Consider the following 20601-nt stretch of genomic DNA (forward strand, 5'->3'; position numbering starts at 1 on the left):
TCGCCCCTGCGGAACAGTGCGGCAGGCGTCAGGTGCGCGTCCCCGCCTCGGTGGTGTCGAGAAGGGCGAACCGCTGGGCGAACGCGGACATCTCCTCGCGTTGCCGTTCAGGTTCGGTGGCGGTGGCACCCACGACGACGCGGGTCACGCCTTGCGCGGCGAACGCCTCGACCTGTTCGACGGTCATGTCGATCGACCCCGATCGCGTGTACTCCAGTGTTTCCGGACTGCGGCCCGCCTCGGCGGCCGCGGCCCGGGCGAGGTCCATCTGGAGGGCGCGCTCGTCCGGGGCGAGCGCGCCACCCGGGAAGTAGCCGTCGCCGCGTCGTCCGGCGCGGCGTGCGGCCGCCCGGCTCGATCCGCCGACGTGGATCGGCAGGTGGGTGACCCCGTATGGCTTCGGGAACTGGCACAGCTCGTCGAAGGCGAAGAACTCCCCGTCGAAGCTGACCCCCTCTTCGCCACCGGCCCAGAGCAGCCGCATCACGTCGATCGCCTCGTCGGCGCGACGCCCACGGGTGCCGAAGTCGACGCCCACCGCCCTGGCCTCACCGGGCAGGGCGCCGAGCCCCACGGTCAGCAGCCGCATCCGCCCCTTGGACAGCACGTCGATGGTCGCCAGGCGCTTGGCGAGGATCACCGGATGGTGGTACGGCAGCAGCAGCACACCCGTCCCGAGCAGGATCCGTCGCGTGGCCGCGGCGACGAAGCTCAGGCAATCGAGCGGATCGAAGTACGGTAGCGACGGCGGGAGCTCGAAGCGCCCGACCGCCGCACCGGGGTACAGCGCGATGTGCTCGGGCAGATACAGCGCCTCGAAGCCGCAGTCCTCGGCGTGCCGGGCGTAGGCCATGATCTTGTCGGGGTCGACGCCGTGGTAGGGCGTGCTGTAGCTGACTGCGAACTTCATCGTCGTTCCTTCGGTCGGCCGGCCAGTGCGACGGAGGGGCGGTCGCAGGTCGGCATGGCCGGTACCGCGGCGGAGTCGTGGCCTCGCCGTGCGTCGACGACGCCCCCACCCGTCTGTCGCGGCCACGTTAGAACCTTGTCACTGGCGTCAAGGCAAGGCAGGGCGCGCATGGATGCACCACCGCTCCACCTTGACCGGCCACGTCGATCGAAGCCGCCACCGGCCTGCCGATCGCCGCCGCCTTCCGGCTTGACTTTGCCGTTGCGTCAACATCTAGCGTCACTGACGAGCCGGAAGATCCGGCTCGGTGACGGTGAGAGACACGGTGACGGCGAGAAACAGGTGGGTGGGTCATGGCGTGGTCGATCGCACAGGTGGCGCGGATGTCGGGAGTGACGTCGAGGACCCTGCGCCACTATGACGAGATCGGGCTGCTGACACCCGCCTGGGTCGGCGGGAACGGCTACCGCCACTACGAGGAGGAGCAACTGCTGCGGCTGCAGCAGATCCTCGTGCTGCGGGAGCTCGACCTGGGCCTCTCCGAGATCAAGGAGATCGTCGACCGGCACACCGACCCGGTGGAGGCACTGCGCGAGCACCACCGACGGCTGCTGGGGGAACGCGACCGGCTGGACGCGGTGGCCCGCGTGGTGGCCCGCACCATCACCGAACTCCAGGAGAGCGAAGGGAAAGGTGACATGTCCAAAATCAGCAAGCCGGAGAATCTGTTCGAGGGGTTCGACGGTGCACGGTACGGCGCGGAGGCCCGCGAGCGGTGGCCGGAGCACTGGGAGCAGGCCGGGCAGCAGGAGCTCCTGGACACCGTGACTCCCCAGGAGATCGACCGCATGGGGCGGGAGGCGACGGCGGGAATGATCCGGATGGCCGAGCTCATGGCCGCCGGCACCCCCGCCGACGACCCCGCGGTTCTCGCCGAGCTCGACGCCCACTACCGGCACATGACCCGGTTCTGGACGCCGACCGCGGCGGAGTACGCGCACCTGGGCCGGATGCAGGTCGACGACGAGAACTTCAGGGCGAACTACGAGCGGATCGCCGAGGGCCTGGCCGCGTACATGCGTGACGCGATGGCCACGTACGCGCACGCCCGGCTGAGCTGACCCTCGCCGCGTCTCGCCGCTTGAGGTGTGAGGAAGCTGCAGATTCCTCACGCCGTCGCTTCCAGGCCGTTCGCTTCCGGGCCGTCCCTTCGTACGGCCGCGCGCTGTCCAGGGGCTCGTGCGCACGTCGCCGGAGACAGCGACGGCCCCTCTCCGTTACGGCCTCACCGCTCCTCCGGGTCGTACGGCGGCGGCCTGACGGTCATCGCGCGGTGGCGATGACGAGGACGAGGGACGCGACCGCCAGCACCAGGAAGCCTCCGGGAAAGGCGATGTTGCGGAACACGCGGGTGCGGACGTGGACGGCGACGGCGCCGGTGAAGAACAGGACGAGCCCGACTGCGGCGGCGACACCGATGAACCGGACACCGAGCAGCCCCAGGAGAAGCCCGGCGGCTCCGGCGGCTTTCAGGGCGGCCAGCGGCGGGAGCCAGGATCGCGGGATACCCAGCTCGGCCGAATTGGCCAGGACGAACCCGGCCCGTGAGAAGTCGGCGAGGGCGGCCCAGGCGTTGGCCGCGATCGTGACGACGGTGACGACGACGTAGGCGGTGACCATCCGTACGGCCCGCCTTCAGCCGACGAAGCCGGAGATACCGGAGATACCGGAGAAGCCGGAGAAGCGGTAGGCGCCGAGGACGTCGAGTGGCTGGGGCGCCGGGGCGGGGCCCACGGCCCACTTGGCCACGGTCTCCTGCAGCCGTCGCGCCGCCGCGATGCCGGGCAGTGGATTCTCGACACCCTCGTCGAGTTCCAGCAGGGCGACGAACTCGGTGCCGCCGGCACGGCGCAGGTACGCGTACCGGACGCCCTCCGGCCGCTCCTTCTCCACCTCCGCGAAGGCCGTCCGGATCGCCTCGACAACCTCATCGACACCCTCGTCGGCCACCTGGTAACTGATCATCAAGACGGGCATGGTGTCCCTCCGTGAGTCGTGGGAGCGTTGGCGAGCCGCTGCCCGCCTGCCGTATCAAGCCTTGCCGGGGGCTGACGTGGCGTCCAATACCTGCGTCTATAACCTGGTGGCATGGATGTCGACACGCGGTTGCTGCGGTACTTCGTCGCCGTGGCGGAGGAGGGGAGCCTCACCCACGCCGCGGAACGGCTGTTCGTGTCGCAACCGGCGCTGACCAAACAGATCAAGCAGCTCGAAAGCCTGCTCGACGTGCGGCTGTTCACGCGATCCCGGGCCGGCATGACCCTCACCGAACCGGGCCGGGCCCTGGCGGAGCGGGTGCCCGCCCTGCTGGCCGGTTGGGACCGTACGCTGCGGGAGACCAGACAGGTGGCCGGCCAGGCGGCCCGCGTGCTGCGGGTCGGCTTCATGGCCAGTGCCGCCAACGAGGCCACCCAGCGCATCGTCACGGCGTTCGCCGGCCGCCGGCCGGACTGGAGGGCCGAGATGCGGCAGGCCGCGTGGTCGGACCCGACGGCCGGGCTCGCCGGCGGGGACGTCGACGTCGCCCTGCTGCGCGTGCCCTTCCCCGGGCAGGAGGCCCTGCGGGTGGAGGTGCTGTTCGCCGAGCCCCGCTGGGTCGCGCTCCCCACGGCACACCCGTTCGCCGCGCGTGACCTGATCCCCTTCCGGGACCTGTGGGACGAGCCGTTCGTGGCGGCGCCGCCCCGGACGGGCCGGTGGCGGGATTACTGGCTGGCCGCCGACGAGCGTGACGGCCACCCGGTCCGCGTCGGTGCCGTGACCGACCAGCCCGACGACTGGCTGAACGCGATCGCCAACGGCTACGGCGTCGCCCTGGCTCCCGAGTCCGCCGCCCGGTTCTACGCGCGTCCCGGCGTCACCTACCGGCCCGTGAGCGGTGTCAGCCCCACCCGCGTCGGCGTCGCCTGGGCGCCCGCCGACGACACCGACCCCGTCGTCCAGGACTTCGTCCGCTGCTGCGTCGAAAGCGGGCCGCCGGGGTGAACCGCACCCGGCGGGCCGTCGGCGTCGTCGTGGGATCCGCGGTGGGCGACGCGCCGGGCGCCCCTTTCGAGTTCGGCCTCACCACCTCCGCCGTGTACTGCGCCTGCCGGAGCCGGCCGATCTCGCACGGCGTCTGGTGAGGTGAACGAACGCGGCGGAGAAGAAGGGGAGAGGCAGGGAGCTCAGGGAGCGCCGGGTGGCTTGACCGGGGGCGGCTGAAGCCCGCCGGCCGACATGATGTCGGCGTGGTTGGGCCGGGTTTGTGTCGGTGGTGACCGTTACAGTCGCCGAACATTGTTGATCTTTCGCTGAGGACTGCCGAGGAGACCGGATGACCGAGCCCGATGTGACGATGGCCAGGATCGGCCGAGGTGTCGAGCTGGGGCAGCGCGGTGAGCGAGAGGCCGCCCGGGAGTTGTTCTCCGAGTTGTGGGAGGAGATCGGTGTGACGGGAGATCCCCTGCACCGGTGCGCTCTCGCCCACTCGATGGCCGATGTCCAGGACGAGGTGAAGGAGGAACTGCTCTGGGACCTTCGCGCCCTGGAGGCGGCCGACCTGGTGACCGACGAGCGGGCCCGGCAGGCGGGTGTCGTCGGTCCCGTGAGCGGTTTCTACCCCTCCCTGCACCTCAATCTGGGCGACGCCTACCGCAGGCTCGGCGACCTCGATCGGGCGCGTGACCACCTCGAACGCGGACGTGCCACCGTCGGCGTGCTCGGTGACGACGGGTACGGGCAGATGATCAGACAGGGCCTGGAGCGGCTCGCCGAACGCCTGTCGGCAGGCCAGGCGGGTAGGTCCTGAGTCCGATCGGTGATCGGATGGCAGGCTGAGCGGTGGCCCTGTTGCGCCGGATGACGGTGGTCGATGCAGGACGCGCCCCAGGTCAGCCGGCGCGGCAAGGGCCCGACCCATGGAGGCAGACGGGAAGTCGGCTTTTCGCGTCCAGCACCACCCGGTCGCCCAGTGGCTTCTGGAGCCGGACGACACCCTCGCCGGATGCGCCGACGCCCGCGCACAGCCTGTTGCCGGCGCGCTCGTGGATCTCGATTCCGAGGACCACGACGTCGGGCCGCTCGTCGGTCCGCAGATGGACGGTCGGGCTCTCGTCGCCGAGGCAGATGCCGTATTCGTAGCTCACTCGCAGCGTGCGCTCGTCGAGCACCTCGAAGCCTCTGACGTCGTGTGGCAGGTGATCACCGACGGCGTCCTCGACGGTGCCGAGCGTGGCTTGGTCGACCGCGACGTGATCGATCGGGCCGGGCAGGTTCGAGAAGGACAACCGCCACGCCGGGACGGTGGCCATGCCGCGCAGGGTCCGCAGGCGCACGGTCGTGAAGACCGCGGTGGTCATCTTGTACGCCCGATCGTCCTGGGCGGAAGCCTCCATCTGGTAGGGGGACAGGGCGATCAGCGCCTGGCGTGCGCTGATCACGGGGACCCGCATGGTGGAGCCGTCATCCCAGCGGATCCGCGCCTCGTCCGGGGTTGAGGGGAGCGGTCCTGCCACGGCGAAGCCGTACTCCTCGTCACTGGAGATCTGCTTCATCACGTCGCGTGGCATCTGGCTCAGGTCCTCCGTCGGGACGAAACCGTCGCGCCAGATCTCCGCCGCACCACTGGTCCGCCAGGTCCAGACGGCACGGGCGGCGTGGTCATCGAAGGTGAACTGTCCGATGAGGAAGTGGCCGCCGCTGAGGAGCAGGGTCACCATCAGGAGCGTCAGGAGTAATCGCGGCATCCGAAGATTATCGAGGGGCCCTGTGATCGGCAGGACGCCCTGCAAGGTCGGCTCGACCCCGAACCGCACGATGCCCGTCCTCCGGACTCGGTGCGCGAGACCACGTACCGCTCAGCGTCTTCTGACACTGAGGGCCGCCGTCCGGCACAACCACGCCACTGCCCGGCCCATCTCCCGAACACCGATCGCCCGCGACCGACCGGACTCGGGACTCATTCGGCTGGATATCCGTTCCGCGGCAGGGAACCCGGCAGGGCCGTGGTGATCGTACGGTCGGACGTATGAGCGTTGAAGATCGGAAGGCCGGCGGAGAGGGGAGGAACGCCCCTCGTGCCGGGCGACGGACGTGGGGACGGGGACGGGACATGCCGGACGGAACCTCCGGGAAGCCTGCGAAGCCACGGCCGCGCGGGTGGGTTCTCGCGTCGGCCGGCGTTCTGGTGGCGGTGCTGTCGGCGTTTCCCGCCGTCGTGCCCAACGCCGTGGGCAATCTCGGCAGCCTGCTGGAGACCTTCCTGCCCTGGACCGGCCTGGCCGCTCCCGTGCTGCTGGGTCTGGCGCTGCTGCGCCGTTCGGTCCTCGCGGCGGTGTCCCTGGTGCTGCCGGTGGCCGTCTGGATCGCCGTCTTCGGCGGACGGCTGCTGCCCGCCGCCCCGTCGGCGGGTGACCTGACCGTGCTCCAGCACAACGTCGGCGAGGAGAACCCCGACCACGAGGGGACCGCCTCGTCCCTGGTACGGGCCGGGGCCGATCTCGTCGCCCTGGAGGAGCTGACGCCTGACGTCCTGCCCGTCTACGAGAAAGCCCTCGCGTCCGGTCACCCTCACCGCGCGGTCACGGGAACCGTCGGCCTCTGGTCCAGGTACCCCCTGGCGGACTCGCGGCCGGTGGACATCAGGCCCGCGGACGTCGGGCCCGGCTGGAACCGCGGGCTGCGGGTCACCGCGCGGATGCCACACGGTGACGTGGCAGTGTACGTCGCCCACCTGCCCTCGATCCGCATCCGGCCGACGGACGGTTTTGGGTCCGGGCGCAGGGACGAGAGCGCCGCCAAGCTGGGGGCGGCCGTCGCCTCGGAGACCCTGGACAGGGTCGTCCTGCTGGGTGACCTCAACGGCACCCTCGACGACCGCGGCCTCGCCCCGCTCACCTCCCGGATGGCCTCGGCGCGGGAGAGGTTCGGTTTCAGCTGGCCCGCCGTCTTTCCCCTGGCCCGGATCGACCACGTCATGACCCGTACGGCGATCCCCGTCGCCGCCTGGACCCTGCCCGCCACCGGCAGCGACCACCTGCCGCTCATCGCCCGCGTCGACCTCTGACGTCCGCGGGCAGCCATGCTGTCCGGTGCCGGTCGGCGCCCTTCCAGAGGGTCGAGCCGTCAGGGCCAGGCGATCCGGGGTTGGCTATGCTCGGGCGGTGAGCTCCCCGAGAACGCTCGTGCTGTGGGACATCGACCACACGCTGATCGACGCCGGAGGTGTCACCGCCGACACCTATGACCACGCGTTGCACGCCACCACCGGCCGCCGGATGGAACACCCGGTGCGGGTGGCAGGGCGGACCGAGCGGGCGATCATCACCGAGATCCTCCAGACGCACGAGGTCGAGGTGTCGGACCTGCTCCTCGACTCCTTCTACGTCGCCCTCGCCGAGGCGTTCGTCGTGCGCGAGGCCGTCATGCGGGAGCGCGGCCGGGCACTGTCGGGAGCGCGTGAGGTGCTCGCGGTGCTGGCGGAACGCGAGGACGTGGTGCAGTCGGTGCTCACCGGCAACACCGAGCCGGTCTCGATCGGCAAGCTCACGGTGTTCGGGCTGGACGGCTTCGTGGACTTCGAGGTGGGCGCGTACGGCACCGACCACGAGGACCGCGCCGCGCTGGTGGCCCTGGCGCAGCGCCGCGCCGCCGGCAAGTACGGGGAGCCTTTCACCGTACGCAACACCGTGCTGATCGGTGACACGCCGAACGACGTCCGCGCCGGTCAGGAGGGCGGAGCGAGGGCGATCGCGGTCGCCACCGGCTTCAACGACGCGAGCGTGCTGGGCGAGGCCGGTCCTGAGCTGGTGCTGGGAGACCTCGCCGACACCGACGCCGTCGTACGGGCCGTGCTCGGCGTGCCGGACCGGCCGGGTGGCGACCGGTAGACCGAGACGGCCGGTAGACCGAGACGGCCGTAACGGCCCGCATCACCGGACGGCTTCCATGAAACCGTCCGGTCCGGATTCGCGGCCGGGGCGTCAGCGGGAGTGCGCGGCTCGCGCCAGTGGTGTCGAGCCCTCGGGGGTGAGCGGGCTGGTGAGGATGACGGGGAGCTGGGACATGAACCTCGGCTCGGTGCCCAGGTGCTCCTGCGCGGCGTGCACGGTGAACGGGTGGACCAGGTATATGTCTCCCGGCTGCCCGGTGGCGTGGACGACCGGCCGCTCCGAGCTGGCTCGCTCGACCATGCCGGCCGCCTCCATGAAGTCGAACACCCCGTCGGCGAGTGCTCCGGCCGAGTCACGCTGGGAGCCGGCCCTGATCCTGGTCGGCGCGTCGTCCGGGCCGACGTCGGAGAACAGGATCAGCAGCAGCATCGTCTCGGGCCTGCCGCTCACCGCCCAGGTGCCGTCGGGGCGGCCGAAGTTGGCGTCGATGTGCCAGCCGCGATCGTCGGCGGGCGCCACGTTGGGGAAGCGGATCGGGACCATGCCGACCGTGTGACGCGGTGCCCAGCCGCCCGCGCCGCAGATCTGGTCGAGCGCGGCGGCGAGCCGGGGGGAGCGGATCGTCTGCCCCAAGGCGCCCTCGCCGGTGTGGTCCGTGGCCCAGACCACCGGCTGGGTCCATCCTGCCGGGTCTTCGGGGGAGAGGCCTATCTGCCGCCAGAGCAGCTCCCGGGCCTGATCACCCACCTCGCGCGGAACCGCCGCCTCAAGTTTGACGAACCCGTCGGAGACGAAGCTCTGGATTTGTTCGGAGTCAAGTGGGTGCATGCGGAGCACGGTAGTGGTCTCTCCGCGTTCGCCTCCACAGGATTTTCCGCACTCGTCTCCGGGAGGCGTTATTCGAGGGGCATGTCCGCGCCCGGCGGCCGCCCCGCCGGCGAGGTTCGCTCATGTCGTCAGGGCGCTCCGGCGAGTGGTCCCACGGAGATGAGTTCTCCGGGCAGCGGACCGCCCGTGATCCTGGAACGGATCATGGCTGTGAACAGGCCGGGCTTCTCGCCGTTCCAGGCGTGGCCCACCCCGGGGGCCAGGCATGCCTCGCCCGCCGGAAACGCGGCGGCGATCTCGGCCAGGGAACGCCTGGTGAGATCGTGTTCGTTCTCGCCGGCCACCGCCAGGACCGGACACGGGGACTCCTTCGCCCGGTCCGGGAGCCGAAAGCGGAGGGCTTCGTCGTTGACCTTGCGAAACGCCTGCCGGGTGGTGGCCCGCGCGGCACTCCGGTAGCCGTCGACGTCCTCCGCGGGGACGTTGAGCGCGCGGGCGTTGGCCCGTAGCACCGGCCCCCACTTCATGACCGGCGCCATCAGGGTGCCCATGAGCCGCATCACGCCCGGGTTGGGGAACGGCAGGACGTTCACCCCGCTCACGATCGCACCGGTCACCACCTCGGGGGCGGTGGCGGTCAGATACGCGCCGACGTAACCGCCCAGGGAGAGTCCCACGACGTGCGCTCTGCCCTCCGGCGCCCGTGAGGCGATCACCTCGGCCACCAGGCGGGCGGTGTCGGCGATCGAGACCCACGGGTGAGTGTTGCTCTTACCGTGTCCCGGCAGGTCGGGAACCAGGACGCGAGTGTCCGTGGCCAGTTCGAGGACCTGCTTGGTCCACATCCAGCCGCTGGTGCCCACGCCGTGCAAGAGCACCACCACAGGTGCGTCCGCGGGGCCTGCCTCTTGGACAAAGATCGCCATGGCGGCCATATTGGCACAACCATGCTCCAACCGTGCTCCGGCCACCGAACGCGTTCCCGGCTTCGTCGCCCCCGCGGCGGATCAGTGAGGTGAGCCGGTCGAGACCGTTCCGGTGTCGATGAGACGGACCAGTTCCGGAAGGACCGTGCCCAAGGGGGCGTCGACGGTGAGGGTCGCGTAGCCGTCGCCTCGGGTCGGGCCCTGGTTCACGATCGCCACGGGAATGCCGAGCTTCGTGGCGTGCAGCACGAACCGGCGACCCGACATGACCGTCAGCGACGACCCGAGGACCAGGAGCAGGCGTGCTCCCTCCACGAGCGCGTAACACTCGCGTACCCGCTCCGCCGGGACGGTCTCCCCGAAGAAGACGACGTCGGGCTTCAGCATCCCTCCGGCGCACGCCCGGCATCCGACCACCTGGAACGCGTCGATCTCCTCGTCCGGCAGTTCGACGTCGCCGTCGGGGTTGATCGCGGTGGGCAGGGCGCCGAAACGCGGGTTCGCCCGGGTCAGGCGGCGGTCCAGCTCCTCGCGCGGGCTGGAGTGGCCGCAGTCCAGGCAGATCACCTCCCGCAGGTTGCCGTGCAGCTCGACGACGGACCGGGCGCCGCCCGCCTGGTGCAGGCCGTCGACGTTCTGCGTCACGATGCCGGACACCAGGCCCCGCCGCTGGAGGGACGCGACCGCGTGGTGGCCGCTGTTCGGGGTGGCCCGGGTCATCGCCCGCCACCCGATGTAGCTGCGGGCCCAGTAGCGCCGCCTGGCCACCGGGTCGCCGGTGAACGTCTGGTAGGTCATGGGGGTGTGCCGGGCCAGGGTCCCGCCCGGCCCCCGATAGTCGGGGATCCCCGACTCCGTCGACATCCCGGCGCCGCTCAGCACCAGGACACCGCCCTCGGCCAGTAGTCCCGCCAGCGTGCTCGTACCGTCGCTCACCCCCCCATGCTGCCCCACCCCGTGTGCCGGGCGATCCCAGGCCCCCGTCGAGCGGCGGAAGGCCGTTCGGATCGGGGCTCGGATCGGGGTTCGGACCGGCAGGGGTGGTCGTCGTGGACGATCTTTTCGGACCGGTGCGGCCGGTACGGGCTCGGCCCGCATCGAAGAGGTACGGCCCGATTCGCTCGGGGCGTCAGCGGAAGTCGTCGGCGTGGTCGGCCGCCCACTGCCGGAACGGGGTGGCCGGACTTCCGGTGATCTCCTCCACCGCGGAGGTGGCCGACTCGGGGGAGGTCGCCATCCGCGCGTGCGCGTCGATCACTCCCTCCGCCACGGCGGGCGGCCAGCCCTGGTCGAGCAGCCCGCGCAGCGCGATCTCCGGCGAGAGCTCCTCCCAGCGGACCGGCCGCCCGATGGCCTCGCCGATGGCGGTCACCTGCTCGATCTGGGTGAGGGGCTCGGGGCCGCTCAGCACGTATCTCGCCCCGGCGTGGCCGGTGCCAGGGCCGGTGCCGGTGAGCACGCTCACCCCGGCGGCGGCGATGTCCCGCTCGTGGATCAGTGCCCTGGAGGCCCCTCCGTGGACCCAGCGGACGATCCCGGTGTCCCGGATCTGTGGGGCCCACATCAGGGTGTTGGCGGCGAACCCGCCGGGCCGCAGGAACGTCCACTCCAGCCCTGACCCCTCGATCAGCCGTTCCAGGAGGGCGTGGGAGCCGAGGATCGAGTTCGGGTCCCCCTCGGGCGCGTCCGGTGCCGGGTCGGGGACGCCGCGCGCGGAGACGTAGACGATCCGGCGGGCGTGTCCGGCGATCGCCTTGATGGTCGCGGGTGCCGCGTGGTCGGCCGAGAGGGTGGGCCAGACGAGGAACACCGACTCGACCCCGTCCAGGGCGGTGTCCAGCGTGGCGGGGTCGGCCAGGTCACCCCGTACGACCTCGGCACCCTCGGGAAGGGCGGCGGACGCGGGGTCGCGTGTCAGCGCGCGCACGGCGACGCCCGCGTCGAGGAACTGGGACACGGCCTGCCCGCCGACCTTGCCGGTCGCGCCGGTGACCAGAATCATGTGGATCTCCTCCGTCGGTGGGATGTCCTCACCAGCCTGCAACCTCATCTTTGGTCGAGGTCAAGGAGATCGCCGCGCACCGTCCGATGGACACCGGTGTCGGGGCCGGAACGGTGTGGAGTGCCCTCTTCCCGGCCATCGGAGAGGCTGGGCGGCGGGCCACGACAACGACCGCGAGCCGGTCCGGGCGGGTTCCGGGCGGGTTCCGGGCCGGACCGGCTCGCGGCCGTGAGCCGGACCGGGCGCGGCGCGGAGGTGGACGCGGGGGCCGGGCGCGGGGGCGGTCGACGGTTTCCGGGATCGACCAATCCGGTGGCGCGGCGGCTACGGATTTCCAGGCAGGGGCGTCAGGCTCCCGGAGGTCTCCGCCGTCGCCCGAGCGGTACCCGACCGGCGGCGGGGCCGACGGGGTGGACGGCCGCGCGGTTCGGGATCGGAGGGCCCCGGGCCGCGTGGTCCGTTTCCGGCAGGTCTGCACCAGGTTCCGGTACCTCCGTGCTGGGTTCCGGCACGTTCGCGTTGGCTTCCGGTACGTCCGCACCGGGTGCCGGTACGTCCGTGCTGGGTTCCGGTACGTCCGCGACGCCCGGCGTGGCGTCCCCGGGGCCCGCCCGCCCGGCGTACGACGGGCGGGTGGACCCGCGTACGCCGGGCGGGCGGCGGTGTTCAGCGTATGGCGGTGGGCTCCTCCTCGTCCGTGACCACGGCGCCGCTGAACTGTGCCGAGTACAGGCGGTGGTAGGCGCCCCTGGCGGTGAGCAGCTCGTCGTGGGTGCCGTGCTCGACGATGCGCCCCGCGTCCATCACCAGGATGAGGTCGGCGTCGCGGATGGTGGACAGCCGGTGGGCGATGACGAAGCTGGTGCGGTCCGAGCGGAGCGCGGCCATGGCGTGCTGCACCAGGACCTCGGTGCGGGTGTCGACCGAGCTGGTCGCCTCGTCCAGGATGAGCAGGGACGGGTTGGCGAGGAAGGCGCGGGCGATGGTGAGCAGCTGCTTCTCACCGGCGCTGACGTTGCTCCCCTCCTCGTCGATCACGGTGTCGTAGCCGTCGGGCAGGGTGCGGACGAACCGGTCGACGAACGTGGCGCGGGCGGCGGCCTGGATCTGCTCCTCGCTGGCCTGGGGGTCGCCGTAGGCGATGTTCTCGCGGATGGTGCCGCCGAACAGCCAGGTGTCCTGGAGCACCATGCCGATGTGCGAGCGCAGGTCGTCGCGGCGCATCGCGGTGATGTCGACGCCGTCGAGGGTGATCCGGCCCGAGTTCAGCTCGTAGAAGCGCATGACGAGGTTGACCAGGGTGGTCTTGCCCGCGCCGGTCGGGCCGACGATCGCGACCGTGTGCCCGGGCTCGGCGACCAGGGACAGGTCCTCGATGAGAGGCTGTTCCGGGTCGTAGCTGAAGGACACGTGCTCGAACTCGACACGACCCCGCCTGACGGTGGGAGGCACCGGAGCTGCGGGGTCCGGGGCCTGCTCCTCGGCGTCGAGCAGCTCGAAGACCCGCTCGGCCGAGGCCACTCCCGACTGCAGCAGGTTGGCCATCGAGGCGACCTGGGTGAGCGGCTGGGTGAACTGCCGTGAGTACTGGATGAACGCCTGCACGTCGCCCAGGCTCATCGACCCGGTGGCGACCCGCAGGCCGCCGACGACGGCGATGGCGACGTAGTTGAGGTTCCCGATGAACATCATCGTCGGCATGATGATCCCGGAGACGAACTGGGCGCCGAAGCTGGCCTTGAACAGCTCCTCGTTCCGCTGCCTGAACACCTCCTCGACCTCGGGACGGCGTCCGAAGACCTTCACCAGCTCGTGACCGGTGAACGCCTCCTCGATGTGGGCGTTCAGGCTGCCGGTGTGGGCCCACTGCGCGACGAAGTGCTTCTGCGAGCGCTTCGCGATCTGCGCGGTGACGACCATCGACAGCGGGATGGTGACCAGGGCGATCAGCGCGAGCAGCGGCGAGATGAAGAACATCATCGCCAGCACGCCGATCACGGTCAGCGCCGAGGTCAGCAGCTGGCTCAGCGTCTGCTGCAGGGACTGGGACACGTTGTCGATGTCGTTGGTGACCCGGCTGAGCAGCTCGCCGCGCGGCTGGCCGTCGAAGAACCGCAGGGGGAGCCGGTTCAGCTTGTCCTCGACGTCCTCGCGCAGCCGGAACACGGTGCGCTGCACCACGTCGTTGAGCACGTAGCCCTGGATCCAGGCGAAGGCCGACGCCGCGACGTAGATCCCCAGGACCCACAGCAGGACCGTGCCCAGCGCGCCGAAGTCGATGCCCTGGCCGGGTACGAGGTCCAACCCCGCGAGCAGGTTGGCGAAGTTGTCGTTGCCCGACGCGCGGGCGGCGGCGATCGCCTGCTCCTGGGTCGTGCCGGGGGGCAGCTGCTTGCCGATCACCCCGGTGAAGATGATGTCCGTCGCGTGGCCGAGGATCTTCGGTCCGACGACGTTCAGCACCACGCTGATCACGGCGAGCGCGATCACCGCGAGGAGTTTCGGGCGGTCGGGATCCAGGCGCCGGATCAGCCGTCGCGCGGACGGCCCGAAGGTCATCGACTTCTCCGCGGGCATCCCGGCCCCCCCGAAGGGGCCGCGCCCTCCGAAGCCGGGTCCTCCGGCCGGAGGACCCGGAGGACGCGGTCGCGTGGTCGTCGTGGGACGGTCGCTCATGCTGCGGTCTCCGCGGCTAGTTGGGACTCGACGATCTCTAGGTACGTGGGACAGGAATCCAGCAGCTCGTCATGGGTTCCCAGGCCGACGATCACGCCGTCGTCCAGGACGATGATCTGGTCGGCGTCGGCGATGGTGGAGACCCGCTGGCCGACGATGATGACGGCGGCCTCCGCGGTGTGCGGGCGCAGGGCGGCCCGCAGCCGCGCGTCGGTGGACAGGTCGAGAGCCGAGAACGAGTCGTCGAACAGGTAGATCTCCGGCTTGCTGACCAGCGCCCTGGCGATGGCGAGCCGCTGCCGCTGCCCGCCGGAGACGTTCGTGCCGCCCTGCGCGATGGGCGCCTCCAGGCCCTCGGGCATCGCCTCGACGAAGTCGCGGGCCTGGGCGACCTCCAGGGCCTCCCACAGCTCCGCGTCGCTCGCGTCCGGGTTGCCGTACCGCAGGTTGCTCGCGACGGTGCCGCTGAACAGGTACGGCCTCTGCGGCACCAGGCCGATGCGCGTCCAGAGCGTCTGGGGGTCGAGGTCGCGGATGTCGACGCCGTCGACCGACACCGTGCCGGAGGTGGCGTCGAACAGCCGGGGTATCAGGGAGATCAGCGTCGTCTTGCCGGAGCCTGTGCTGCCGATGACGGCGGTGGTCCGCCCCGCGGTCGCGCGGAAGGAGATGCCGGACAGCACGGGTGCCGCCGCGCCCGGGTAGCGGAACTCGACGTCGCGCATCTCCAGCTCGGCGCGTCCGCTCACCTGCCGTACCGGGTCGCTGGGCGGCGTCACCGACGACTCGGTGTCGAGCACCTCGACGATGCGCTCGGCACAGACCGCGGCGCGCGGGATCATCATCGAGATGAAGGTGGCCATCATCATCGACATGAGGATCTGCATCAGGTACATGAGGAACGCGGTGAGGGCGCCGACCTGCATCTCGCCGCTGTCCACCCGCGCGGAGCCGAACCAGAGCACGGCGATGCTGGAGACGTTGAGGATCAGCATCACGGTCGGGAAGATGAGCGCGGTGAGCCGTCCGACGCGCAGCGACGTGTCGGTCAGCGCCTGGTTGGCCTCGGCGAACCTGCGGGTCTCCTCGCGCTCGCGGACGAAGGCCCGCACCACGCGGATGCCGGTGAGCTGCTCGCGCAGCACCCGGTTGACGAGGTCGATGCGGTCCTGCATCGCACGGAACTGGGGGACCATGCGGGTGATGATCAGGCCGATCGACACCAGCAGCGCGGGGACGCAGACCAGCATGAGCCAGGACAGGCCGAGGTCCTGGCGCAGGGCCATGATGATGCCGCCGACGCCCATGATCGGCGCGGCGACCAGCATCGTGCAGGTCATCACGACGAGCATCTGGACCTGCTGCACGTCGTTGGTGCCGCGGGTGATCAGCGAGGGGGCCCCGAAGTGGGAGATCTCCCTGGCGGAGAACCCGCCGACCTGGTGGAAGACGGCGGAGCGGACGTCCCGGCCGAACCCCATGGCCGCGTGGGAGCCGTAGTAGACCGCCGCGATCGAGCAGGCGATCTGCACGAGGGAGACGAGCAGCATCCAGCCGCCGGCGGACAGGATGTAGCCGGTGTCGCCGGTGGCGACGCCCCGGTCGATGATGTCGGCGTTCAGGCTGGGCAGGTACAGGGAGGCGATGGTGCCGACCAGTTGCAGCACCACGACCGCGGTCAGCACCCACGAGTAGGGGCGCAGGTACGTACGGAGAAGGCGGGTCAGCATGGGGACTCTTCACGTGGGGTGGCCGGGCGAGGGGCGTCGTGCCGGGGATCCGGCCGCCGGCCGGTCTCGCCCGTCGCCCCGGTAACCGGGGTCAAGGGAATCTCCTCCAGGGGAGTGTTGGGGATCAGCCTGCGACGTGAACCTCGGTTGAGGTCAAGGAGGTCAAGGAGGACGTCGAGGCTGGGATCGGGTCAAGGTGGGTCGAGACGGGTTGAGGGTTGAGGAGAGAGACCGGGGAGAGCGGGGAGGCGCTTCGGGAGCGCGGGGATCGGGGGTGGTTCGAGGCGGGGAGCGCTTCGGAGGGACTGGGGTCAGGGGAGCGGTTCGGGGGGGCCGGAGCGCAGGCGTACGCCGTCGAGCAGCATGGAGACGATCTCCGGGGCGGCCACCGGGTCGTTCAGGACGAGCCGGGGATGGGTGCACGCGATGGTCAGCAGCTGCAGTCGGCGCGCGGCCTCGCGAGGTTCGAACTGTAGCCGCTCGCGGGCGGGTTCGATCAGGTCGGTGAGTATCTGCCCGATGAGGGCGCTCTCGTCGGAGAGGTTCTTGCTGTTGCGACCGGCCTCGACGGCTTTCAGCCCTATCGCGTCCACCAGGCGGAAGATGCGCGCGGTGCGCCGCTGCAGGATCTCGACCGCGGCGACGAGCCGCACCTCCAGGGAAGTCGTACGGTCGATGGTCTTCAGCTCCTCCAGCAGCGGGGAGGAGTCGTAGGCGCTGGCCAGGGCCGCGTTCACGAGCTCGTCCTTGGTGCTGAAGACCCGGAAGATCGTCCCCTCGGCCACGCCCGCGGCCTGCGCGATCTGCCGGGTGCTCACGTCGGGGCCCTCGGCGAGCACGAGTGACAGCGTGGAGGCGATGAGAGCCGCGCGCCGCTCGTCGGGGGGGAGGGGGGCTGCCCGCTGTGAGGTCGAGGTCACGTCGGGCATCCTAGCCGAGGAGTGAGTGAGTCGCTCACTCATTTAATTGGACCCGGTCGCGGGGTCCTGAAGAGGTCCGATCTCGGGGCTTCGAGGGCTTCGAAGCGGTCCGGGCGCGGGGCTTCGAGGATTTCGAAGCGGTCCGGAGTGCGGGGCTTCGGAGCGGTTTGCCGCGGGGGTGTGGGATATGGGGCACGGAGTCGCCGGTGCGGGGAGTGCGGGGAGGTGGAAGGTGTGTCTGGGGTCCCTGTGAAAGAAGTGATCTTTTCCGGGGAAGTTCGAGTTCTTTTTCCGGCAAATGTAGGAAAAAGCAGCTAGAAAGCCCATCTTTCACCCGATGCGCCGGGCTTCATCTGCGATCTAACGTCGTGTGGCAGACACCATGACGTCATCGCGACAGCCGTCTGCCTGTCGGCCAGGAGATCACCTGATGCCCCGTGCCCTCGCCCACCGCCCCTGGGTGCCCGCCGTCACCGAGGATCGCGTCCAGTCCGTCCTGAAGGCCGTGACGGATCAGACCGCCTCCTCGGTCCAGAACGAGATCGAGAGGCTGGTGGCCGACAACCACCGCATCCACGACATAGAGTCGGTCAACCTGAATCCGGCCACGAACATCATGAACCCGAGGGCCGAGGCCCTGCTCTCGGCCAACCTCGGGTCGCGGCCGTCGCTGGGCTACCCGGGTGAGAAGTACGAGATGGGCCTGGAGGCGATCGAGCAGATCGAGATCATCGCCGCCGAGCTGGCCGCGGAGGTCTTCGGCGCGGGCTACGCCGAGGTGCGCGTCGGCTCCGGGGCGCTCGCGAACCTCTACACGTTCATGGCCACCTGCGAACCCGGGGACACGATCATCGCCCCTCCGGCGAGCATCGGCGGCCACGTCACCCACCACCAGCCGGGCGCGGCCGGCCTGTACGGGCTGAAGATCGTTCCCGCCCCCGTCACGTCCGACGGCTACACGGTGGACGTCGACGCCCTGCGGGAGCTCGCCGGGCGGGTGCGGCCGAAGCTGATCACCATCGGCGGCAGCCTCAACCTGTTCCACCACCCCGTGGCGCGGATCCGCGAGATCGCCGACTCGGTCGGCGCCCGCGTGCTCTTCGACGCCGCCCACCTGTGCGGGATGATCGCCGGGAAGGTATGGCCGCAGCCGCTCGACGAGGGCGCCCACCTGATCACCATGAGCACGTACAAGAGCCTGGGCGGTCCTGCGGGCGGGCTCATCGTGACCGACGACGCCGAGCTGGCCCAGCGGCTCGACGCGATCGCCTACCCGGGGCTGACCGCGAACTTCGACGCGGGCAAGACCGCTGCGCTCGCCATGACGATGCTCGACTGGAAGGCCGCGGGACCCGCCTACGCGCGGGAGATGATCGCGACCGCGCGGCGGCTGGCGGACGAGCTGCTCGCCCTCGGGGTCCCGATCTTCGCCGCCGAGCGCGGATGCACCCGCTCCCACCAGTTCGCCGTCCTGGCCCACCGCTACGGCGGCGGCCAGCGGGCCGCCCGGCGGCTGCGCGAGGCCAACCTTCTCGCCTGCGGCATCGGCCTGCCGTCGGAGGCGGTCGAGGGGGACGTGAACGGCCTGCGCGTCGGTACGCCGGAACTCGTCAGGCTCGGGATGACCGGGGCGGACATGCCGGAGCTGGCCTCGTTCATCGCCCGGGGCCTGGACGAGAACGTCGACCCGGCCACCGTGGCGCCCGAGGTCACCGAGTGGCGGAGCCGCTTCTCGGGAGTGCGTTTCACCGTGGACAACCCTGCCTGAGGACGTGCGGCCGGTCAGGTCCGTTCGACGGCCCGCCTTTTCCGATCGGGAAGGGCCTGTCCGGCCGGTGGCCCGCCCTGTCCGGAAGAGGCCGGTCCGGGAGATGCCTGTCCGGTCGGCGGCCCGCCTTTTCCGAAAGGGGTTCTTGCCGGTCGGCGGCCTGCCCTCCCCGGGAGGGTGCGTCCGGCCGGAGGGCGGTCCCGTCCGAGGTGCTTACCCGGCCATGGGTTCCCTTTCCGGGCCCGTGCCCCGGTTCCCGTGTTAGCGCTGTGGAAGGCGGGGTAGGGCGGGCCGTGCGCCCGCCGCCGCGCGCACTCCCGCCAGTGGGAGCTCCGATCCGCCGGTGGCCGGTTCGTGTCCGGGGCGTGGCCCTACGGCCCGGCATGAGAGGAGAGCACGATGGCCGACGAATCGGATCTGATCCTCGACCTGGTGTGGCAGGAGTTCCACGAGGTCGTGAACATGACGTCGGAGGAGCTGAGGGCTTTCCTGCTCGCCTCCGCCTCGGCGTCGGCCGGGGGCGACGCGGTGGACCCCGAGGCGGCCATGCCGCCGCTCGGGCGCCAGGTGCTCCAGGTTCTCGGCAAGCGGAAGGCCGACCTGACCGCCGAGGACGTCGAGACGATGCGGCAGGCCGTCGACCGCGTCGAGGACACGCTGGCCGAGGGAGCCGTCGACGATGACGACGACGACCGGCGGCGCGCACTGCTGGAGGTGGGGCACAACCCGCTGCGGCCGTCACGGCTGGGGGGCTGACCTCGGGCCACGGTTCCTGCCGGTCCTAGGCGCCGCGCGCCGACCAGCGGGACAGCAGCTCGGCCTCCCTGGCGGGGGTGATGGTGGTGTCCTTCGAGAAGGACGACTCCGCCTCGCGGATCTCGCGGATCGACTGCCCCAGGGGCCGCGGGGCGAGCCCCGCGGCGCGGGCGGCGGAGGGATCGGCGGTGTTGACCGACATCCACGGATCGCCCTCGGACCACAGGGGCAGCGACACGCCGGTCTCGCCCTCGGCGAGCAGGAAGTCCTGTCCGACCCAGGTCAGGGTCGTTCCCGGCGGACCGACCTCGGCCGCGATCGCCTCCAGCATGTCGCCGAAGGAGAACGGCGGGGGAGGGCTGACCGTGTGGAAGGTGCCCGGACGCGTCCCCTCGACCATGGAGACGATCCAGGAGGCCAGGTCGCGGGCGTCGATGACCTGGATGGGGTCGCCGGGGTCGCCGGGCGCGAGGACCTCGCCGCCCCGCGCGATCCGGTTGACCCAGTAGGTGAAGCGGCCGGTGTGGTCGTGCGGGCCGATGACGTACGTGGGCCGCACGATCAGCGTCGGGAACCCGAACGCCTCCGCCGCGGCCCGCTCGCACAGCACCTTCAGCGCCCCGTACGTCTCGCCCGTCACCGTCTCGGGGACCGGCCCGTCGGTCTCCGCCAGAGGCGAGTCCTCGGTGAAGCCCCGCGTTTCGGGTGCCCGGTAGACCGCGGTGCTGGAGACGAAGGCGTACTGGCCGGTGGAGAGCGCGCCGGAGAGCGAGGTCACCTGCGACGGCAGGTAGGCGCTGACGTCGATCGTCGCGTCCCACTGCCTGTCGTGCAGAACGGACAGGTCGGCGTCGCGATCGGCCGTCAGGTGCTCGGCCTCGGGGAACAGCCCGGGGCCCGACCGGCCGCGGTGCAGCAGGGAGACCTCGTGCCCGGCCGCGAGAGCGGCCCCGGTGATGTGCCGGCCGACGAACCGGGTGCCGCCGACGATCAGGATTCGCATACCCGCCATTGTCCCCAACCGGGTGACGATGCCCGCGCCGCCGTACGAACTCCCATGAGCCGGGTGAGCCGGGTGAGCCGATCAGGGCGGCGAGGCCGGCGGCTTCGCCGGTCCGGGGTGACGTTCGTCGGAGTGAGAGTCGGCGTGGGA

General features: G+C 71.0%; 19 protein-coding genes. 7 read left to right on the forward strand and 12 right to left on the reverse strand.

Going from position 1 to position 20601, the window contains the following annotated elements; genetic code table 11:
* Nucleotides 1-28 precede the first annotated feature (28 nt).
* A complete protein-coding gene (locus tag ACFFRH_RS18865; protein ID WP_344748829.1) occupies nt 29-910 on the reverse strand; it encodes a TIGR03619 family F420-dependent LLM class oxidoreductase in 882 nt (293 codons plus the stop codon).
* 353 nt (nt 911-1263) lie between these two features.
* Here ACFFRH_RS18865 and ACFFRH_RS18870 point away from each other — a divergent pair, with 353 nt between their 5' ends.
* Nucleotides 1264-2031 (forward strand): MerR family transcriptional regulator, encoded by a 768-nt coding sequence (locus ACFFRH_RS18870; RefSeq protein WP_344748828.1) that lies wholly within the window; start codon nt 1264-1266, stop codon nt 2029-2031.
* Nucleotides 2032-2233: 202 nt separating this feature from the next.
* On the opposite strand, the gene ACFFRH_RS18875 is transcribed toward ACFFRH_RS18870, so the two are convergent.
* Nucleotides 2234-2590 (reverse strand): DoxX family protein, encoded by a 357-nt coding sequence (locus tag ACFFRH_RS18875; protein ID WP_344748827.1) that lies wholly within the window; start codon nt 2588-2590, stop codon nt 2234-2236.
* 15 nt (nt 2591-2605) lie between these two features.
* Nucleotides 2606-2947 (reverse strand): hypothetical protein, encoded by a 342-nt coding sequence (locus ACFFRH_RS18880; protein WP_386158173.1) that lies wholly within the window; start codon nt 2945-2947, stop codon nt 2606-2608.
* 111 nt (nt 2948-3058) lie between these two features.
* On the opposite strand from ACFFRH_RS18880, the gene ACFFRH_RS18885 reads away from it, so the two are divergent.
* On the forward strand, nt 3059-3955 hold the full coding sequence (locus tag ACFFRH_RS18885) for a LysR family transcriptional regulator (RefSeq protein ID WP_344748826.1): 897 nt from the start codon (nt 3059-3061) through the stop codon (nt 3953-3955).
* A 331-nt stretch (nt 3956-4286) separates the two neighbouring features.
* Entirely contained in the window at nt 4287-4760 is a 474-nt protein-coding gene (locus ACFFRH_RS18890) for a hypothetical protein (RefSeq protein WP_344748825.1), read from the forward strand.
* Nucleotides 4761-4842: 82 nt separating this feature from the next.
* Here ACFFRH_RS18890 and ACFFRH_RS18895 read toward each other — a convergent pair whose 3' ends face one another.
* Nucleotides 4843-5697: a hypothetical protein gene (locus tag ACFFRH_RS18895; protein ID WP_344748824.1), complete on the reverse strand. Its 855-nt coding sequence runs from the start codon at nt 5695-5697 to the stop codon at nt 4843-4845.
* A gap of 365 nt (nt 5698-6062) precedes the next feature.
* Here ACFFRH_RS18895 and ACFFRH_RS18900 point away from each other — a divergent pair, with 365 nt between their 5' ends.
* Together ACFFRH_RS18900 and ACFFRH_RS18905 are read left to right on the forward strand one after the other, a co-directional pair.
* Entirely contained in the window at nt 6063-7016 is a 954-nt protein-coding gene (locus ACFFRH_RS18900) for an endonuclease/exonuclease/phosphatase family protein (RefSeq protein ID WP_386158178.1), read from the forward strand.
* Nucleotides 7017-7113: 97 nt separating this feature from the next.
* Complete coding sequence (locus ACFFRH_RS18905) at nt 7114-7839, forward strand: HAD family hydrolase (RefSeq protein WP_344748822.1); 726 nt, start codon at nt 7114-7116, stop codon at nt 7837-7839.
* Nucleotides 7840-7932: 93 nt separating this feature from the next.
* On the opposite strand, the gene ACFFRH_RS18910 is transcribed toward ACFFRH_RS18905, so the two are convergent.
* From ACFFRH_RS18910 to ACFFRH_RS18940, 7 genes are all read right to left on the reverse strand, one after another.
* Nucleotides 7933-8670: a phytanoyl-CoA dioxygenase family protein gene (locus tag ACFFRH_RS18910; protein ID WP_344748821.1), complete on the reverse strand. Its 738-nt coding sequence runs from the start codon at nt 8668-8670 to the stop codon at nt 7933-7935.
* 128 nt (nt 8671-8798) lie between these two features.
* Nucleotides 8799-9596 (reverse strand): alpha/beta fold hydrolase, encoded by a 798-nt coding sequence (locus tag ACFFRH_RS18915; RefSeq protein WP_386158183.1) that lies wholly within the window; start codon nt 9594-9596, stop codon nt 8799-8801.
* Between the two features lie 81 nt (nt 9597-9677).
* Nucleotides 9678-10532 carry an NAD-dependent protein deacetylase gene (locus ACFFRH_RS18920; RefSeq protein WP_386158185.1) on the reverse strand — a complete coding sequence of 285 codons (855 nt, stop codon included), beginning with the start codon at nt 10530-10532 and terminating at the stop codon, nt 9678-9680.
* A gap of 193 nt (nt 10533-10725) precedes the next feature.
* Entirely contained in the window at nt 10726-11598 is an 873-nt protein-coding gene (locus ACFFRH_RS18925) for an NAD(P)H-binding protein (RefSeq protein ID WP_344748817.1), read from the reverse strand.
* A gap of 666 nt (nt 11599-12264) precedes the next feature.
* A complete protein-coding gene (locus tag ACFFRH_RS18930) occupies nt 12265-14157 on the reverse strand; it encodes an ABC transporter ATP-binding protein (protein ID WP_386158188.1) in 1893 nt (630 codons plus the stop codon).
* Between the two features lie 113 nt (nt 14158-14270).
* Nucleotides 14271-16004, reverse strand: coding sequence for an ABC transporter ATP-binding protein (locus ACFFRH_RS18935; protein WP_386158191.1), 1734 nt, complete (start codon nt 16002-16004; stop codon nt 14271-14273).
* 311 nt (nt 16005-16315) lie between these two features.
* Nucleotides 16316-16924, reverse strand: coding sequence for a TetR/AcrR family transcriptional regulator (locus ACFFRH_RS18940; protein ID WP_386158194.1), 609 nt, complete (start codon nt 16922-16924; stop codon nt 16316-16318).
* A gap of 430 nt (nt 16925-17354) precedes the next feature.
* On the opposite strand from ACFFRH_RS18940, the gene glyA reads away from it, so the two are divergent.
* Both glyA and ACFFRH_RS18950 read left to right on the forward strand, forming a co-directional pair.
* Entirely contained in the window at nt 17355-18692 is a 1338-nt protein-coding gene (gene glyA, locus ACFFRH_RS18945) for a serine hydroxymethyltransferase (protein WP_386158197.1), read from the forward strand.
* Nucleotides 18693-19091: 399 nt separating this feature from the next.
* A complete protein-coding gene (locus ACFFRH_RS18950) occupies nt 19092-19448 on the forward strand; it encodes a DUF3140 domain-containing protein (RefSeq protein ID WP_386158200.1) in 357 nt (118 codons plus the stop codon).
* Between the two features lie 25 nt (nt 19449-19473).
* Here the strand turns inward: ACFFRH_RS18950 and ACFFRH_RS18955 are convergent, their stop codons facing one another.
* The gene (locus ACFFRH_RS18955) at nt 19474-20451 is read right to left on the reverse strand and encodes an NAD-dependent epimerase/dehydratase family protein (RefSeq protein WP_386158202.1); all 978 of its coding nucleotides are present in this window, start codon (nt 20449-20451) and stop codon (nt 19474-19476) included.
* Nucleotides 20452-20601: the final 150 nt, after the last annotated feature.

Source organism: Streptosporangium vulgare (assembly GCF_042428775.1).
GTDB lineage: Bacteria > Actinomycetota > Actinomycetes > Streptosporangiales > Streptosporangiaceae > Streptosporangium > Streptosporangium vulgare.

Excerpts from the sequence above, each read along its gene's own strand:
- ACFFRH_RS18880 (WP_386158173.1), bottom strand. The coding sequence starts at position 2,947 with ATGCCCGTCTTGATGATCAGTTACCAGGTGGCCGACGAGGGTGTCGAT.
- ACFFRH_RS18915 (WP_386158183.1), bottom strand. The coding sequence starts at position 9,596 with ATGGCGATCTTTGTCCAAGAGGCAGGCCCCGCGGACGCACCTGTGGTG.
- ACFFRH_RS18950 (WP_386158200.1), top strand. The coding sequence starts at position 19,092 with ATGGCCGACGAATCGGATCTGATCCTCGACCTGGTGTGGCAGGAGTTC.
- ACFFRH_RS18910 (WP_344748821.1), bottom strand. The coding sequence starts at position 8,670 with ATGCACCCACTTGACTCCGAACAAATCCAGAGCTTCGTCTCCGACGGG.
- ACFFRH_RS18875 (WP_344748827.1), bottom strand. The coding sequence starts at position 2,590 with ATGGTCACCGCCTACGTCGTCGTCACCGTCGTCACGATCGCGGCCAAC.
- ACFFRH_RS18870 (WP_344748828.1), top strand. The coding sequence starts at position 1,264 with ATGGCGTGGTCGATCGCACAGGTGGCGCGGATGTCGGGAGTGACGTCG.
- ACFFRH_RS18885 (WP_344748826.1), top strand. The coding sequence starts at position 3,059 with ATGGATGTCGACACGCGGTTGCTGCGGTACTTCGTCGCCGTGGCGGAG.
- ACFFRH_RS18925 (WP_344748817.1), bottom strand. The coding sequence starts at position 11,598 with ATGATTCTGGTCACCGGCGCGACCGGCAAGGTCGGCGGGCAGGCCGTG.
- glyA (WP_386158197.1), top strand. The coding sequence starts at position 17,355 with ATGCCCCGTGCCCTCGCCCACCGCCCCTGGGTGCCCGCCGTCACCGAG.
- ACFFRH_RS18955 (WP_386158202.1), bottom strand. The coding sequence starts at position 20,451 with ATGCGAATCCTGATCGTCGGCGGCACCCGGTTCGTCGGCCGGCACATC.
- ACFFRH_RS18930 (WP_386158188.1), bottom strand. The coding sequence starts at position 14,157 with ATGACCTTCGGGCCGTCCGCGCGACGGCTGATCCGGCGCCTGGATCCC.
- ACFFRH_RS18890 (WP_344748825.1), top strand. The coding sequence starts at position 4,287 with ATGACCGAGCCCGATGTGACGATGGCCAGGATCGGCCGAGGTGTCGAG.
- ACFFRH_RS18865 (WP_344748829.1), bottom strand. The coding sequence starts at position 910 with ATGAAGTTCGCAGTCAGCTACAGCACGCCCTACCACGGCGTCGACCCC.
- ACFFRH_RS18935 (WP_386158191.1), bottom strand. The coding sequence starts at position 16,004 with ATGCTGACCCGCCTTCTCCGTACGTACCTGCGCCCCTACTCGTGGGTG.
- ACFFRH_RS18895 (WP_344748824.1), bottom strand. The coding sequence starts at position 5,697 with ATGCCGCGATTACTCCTGACGCTCCTGATGGTGACCCTGCTCCTCAGC.
- ACFFRH_RS18900 (WP_386158178.1), top strand. The coding sequence starts at position 6,063 with ATGCCGGACGGAACCTCCGGGAAGCCTGCGAAGCCACGGCCGCGCGGG.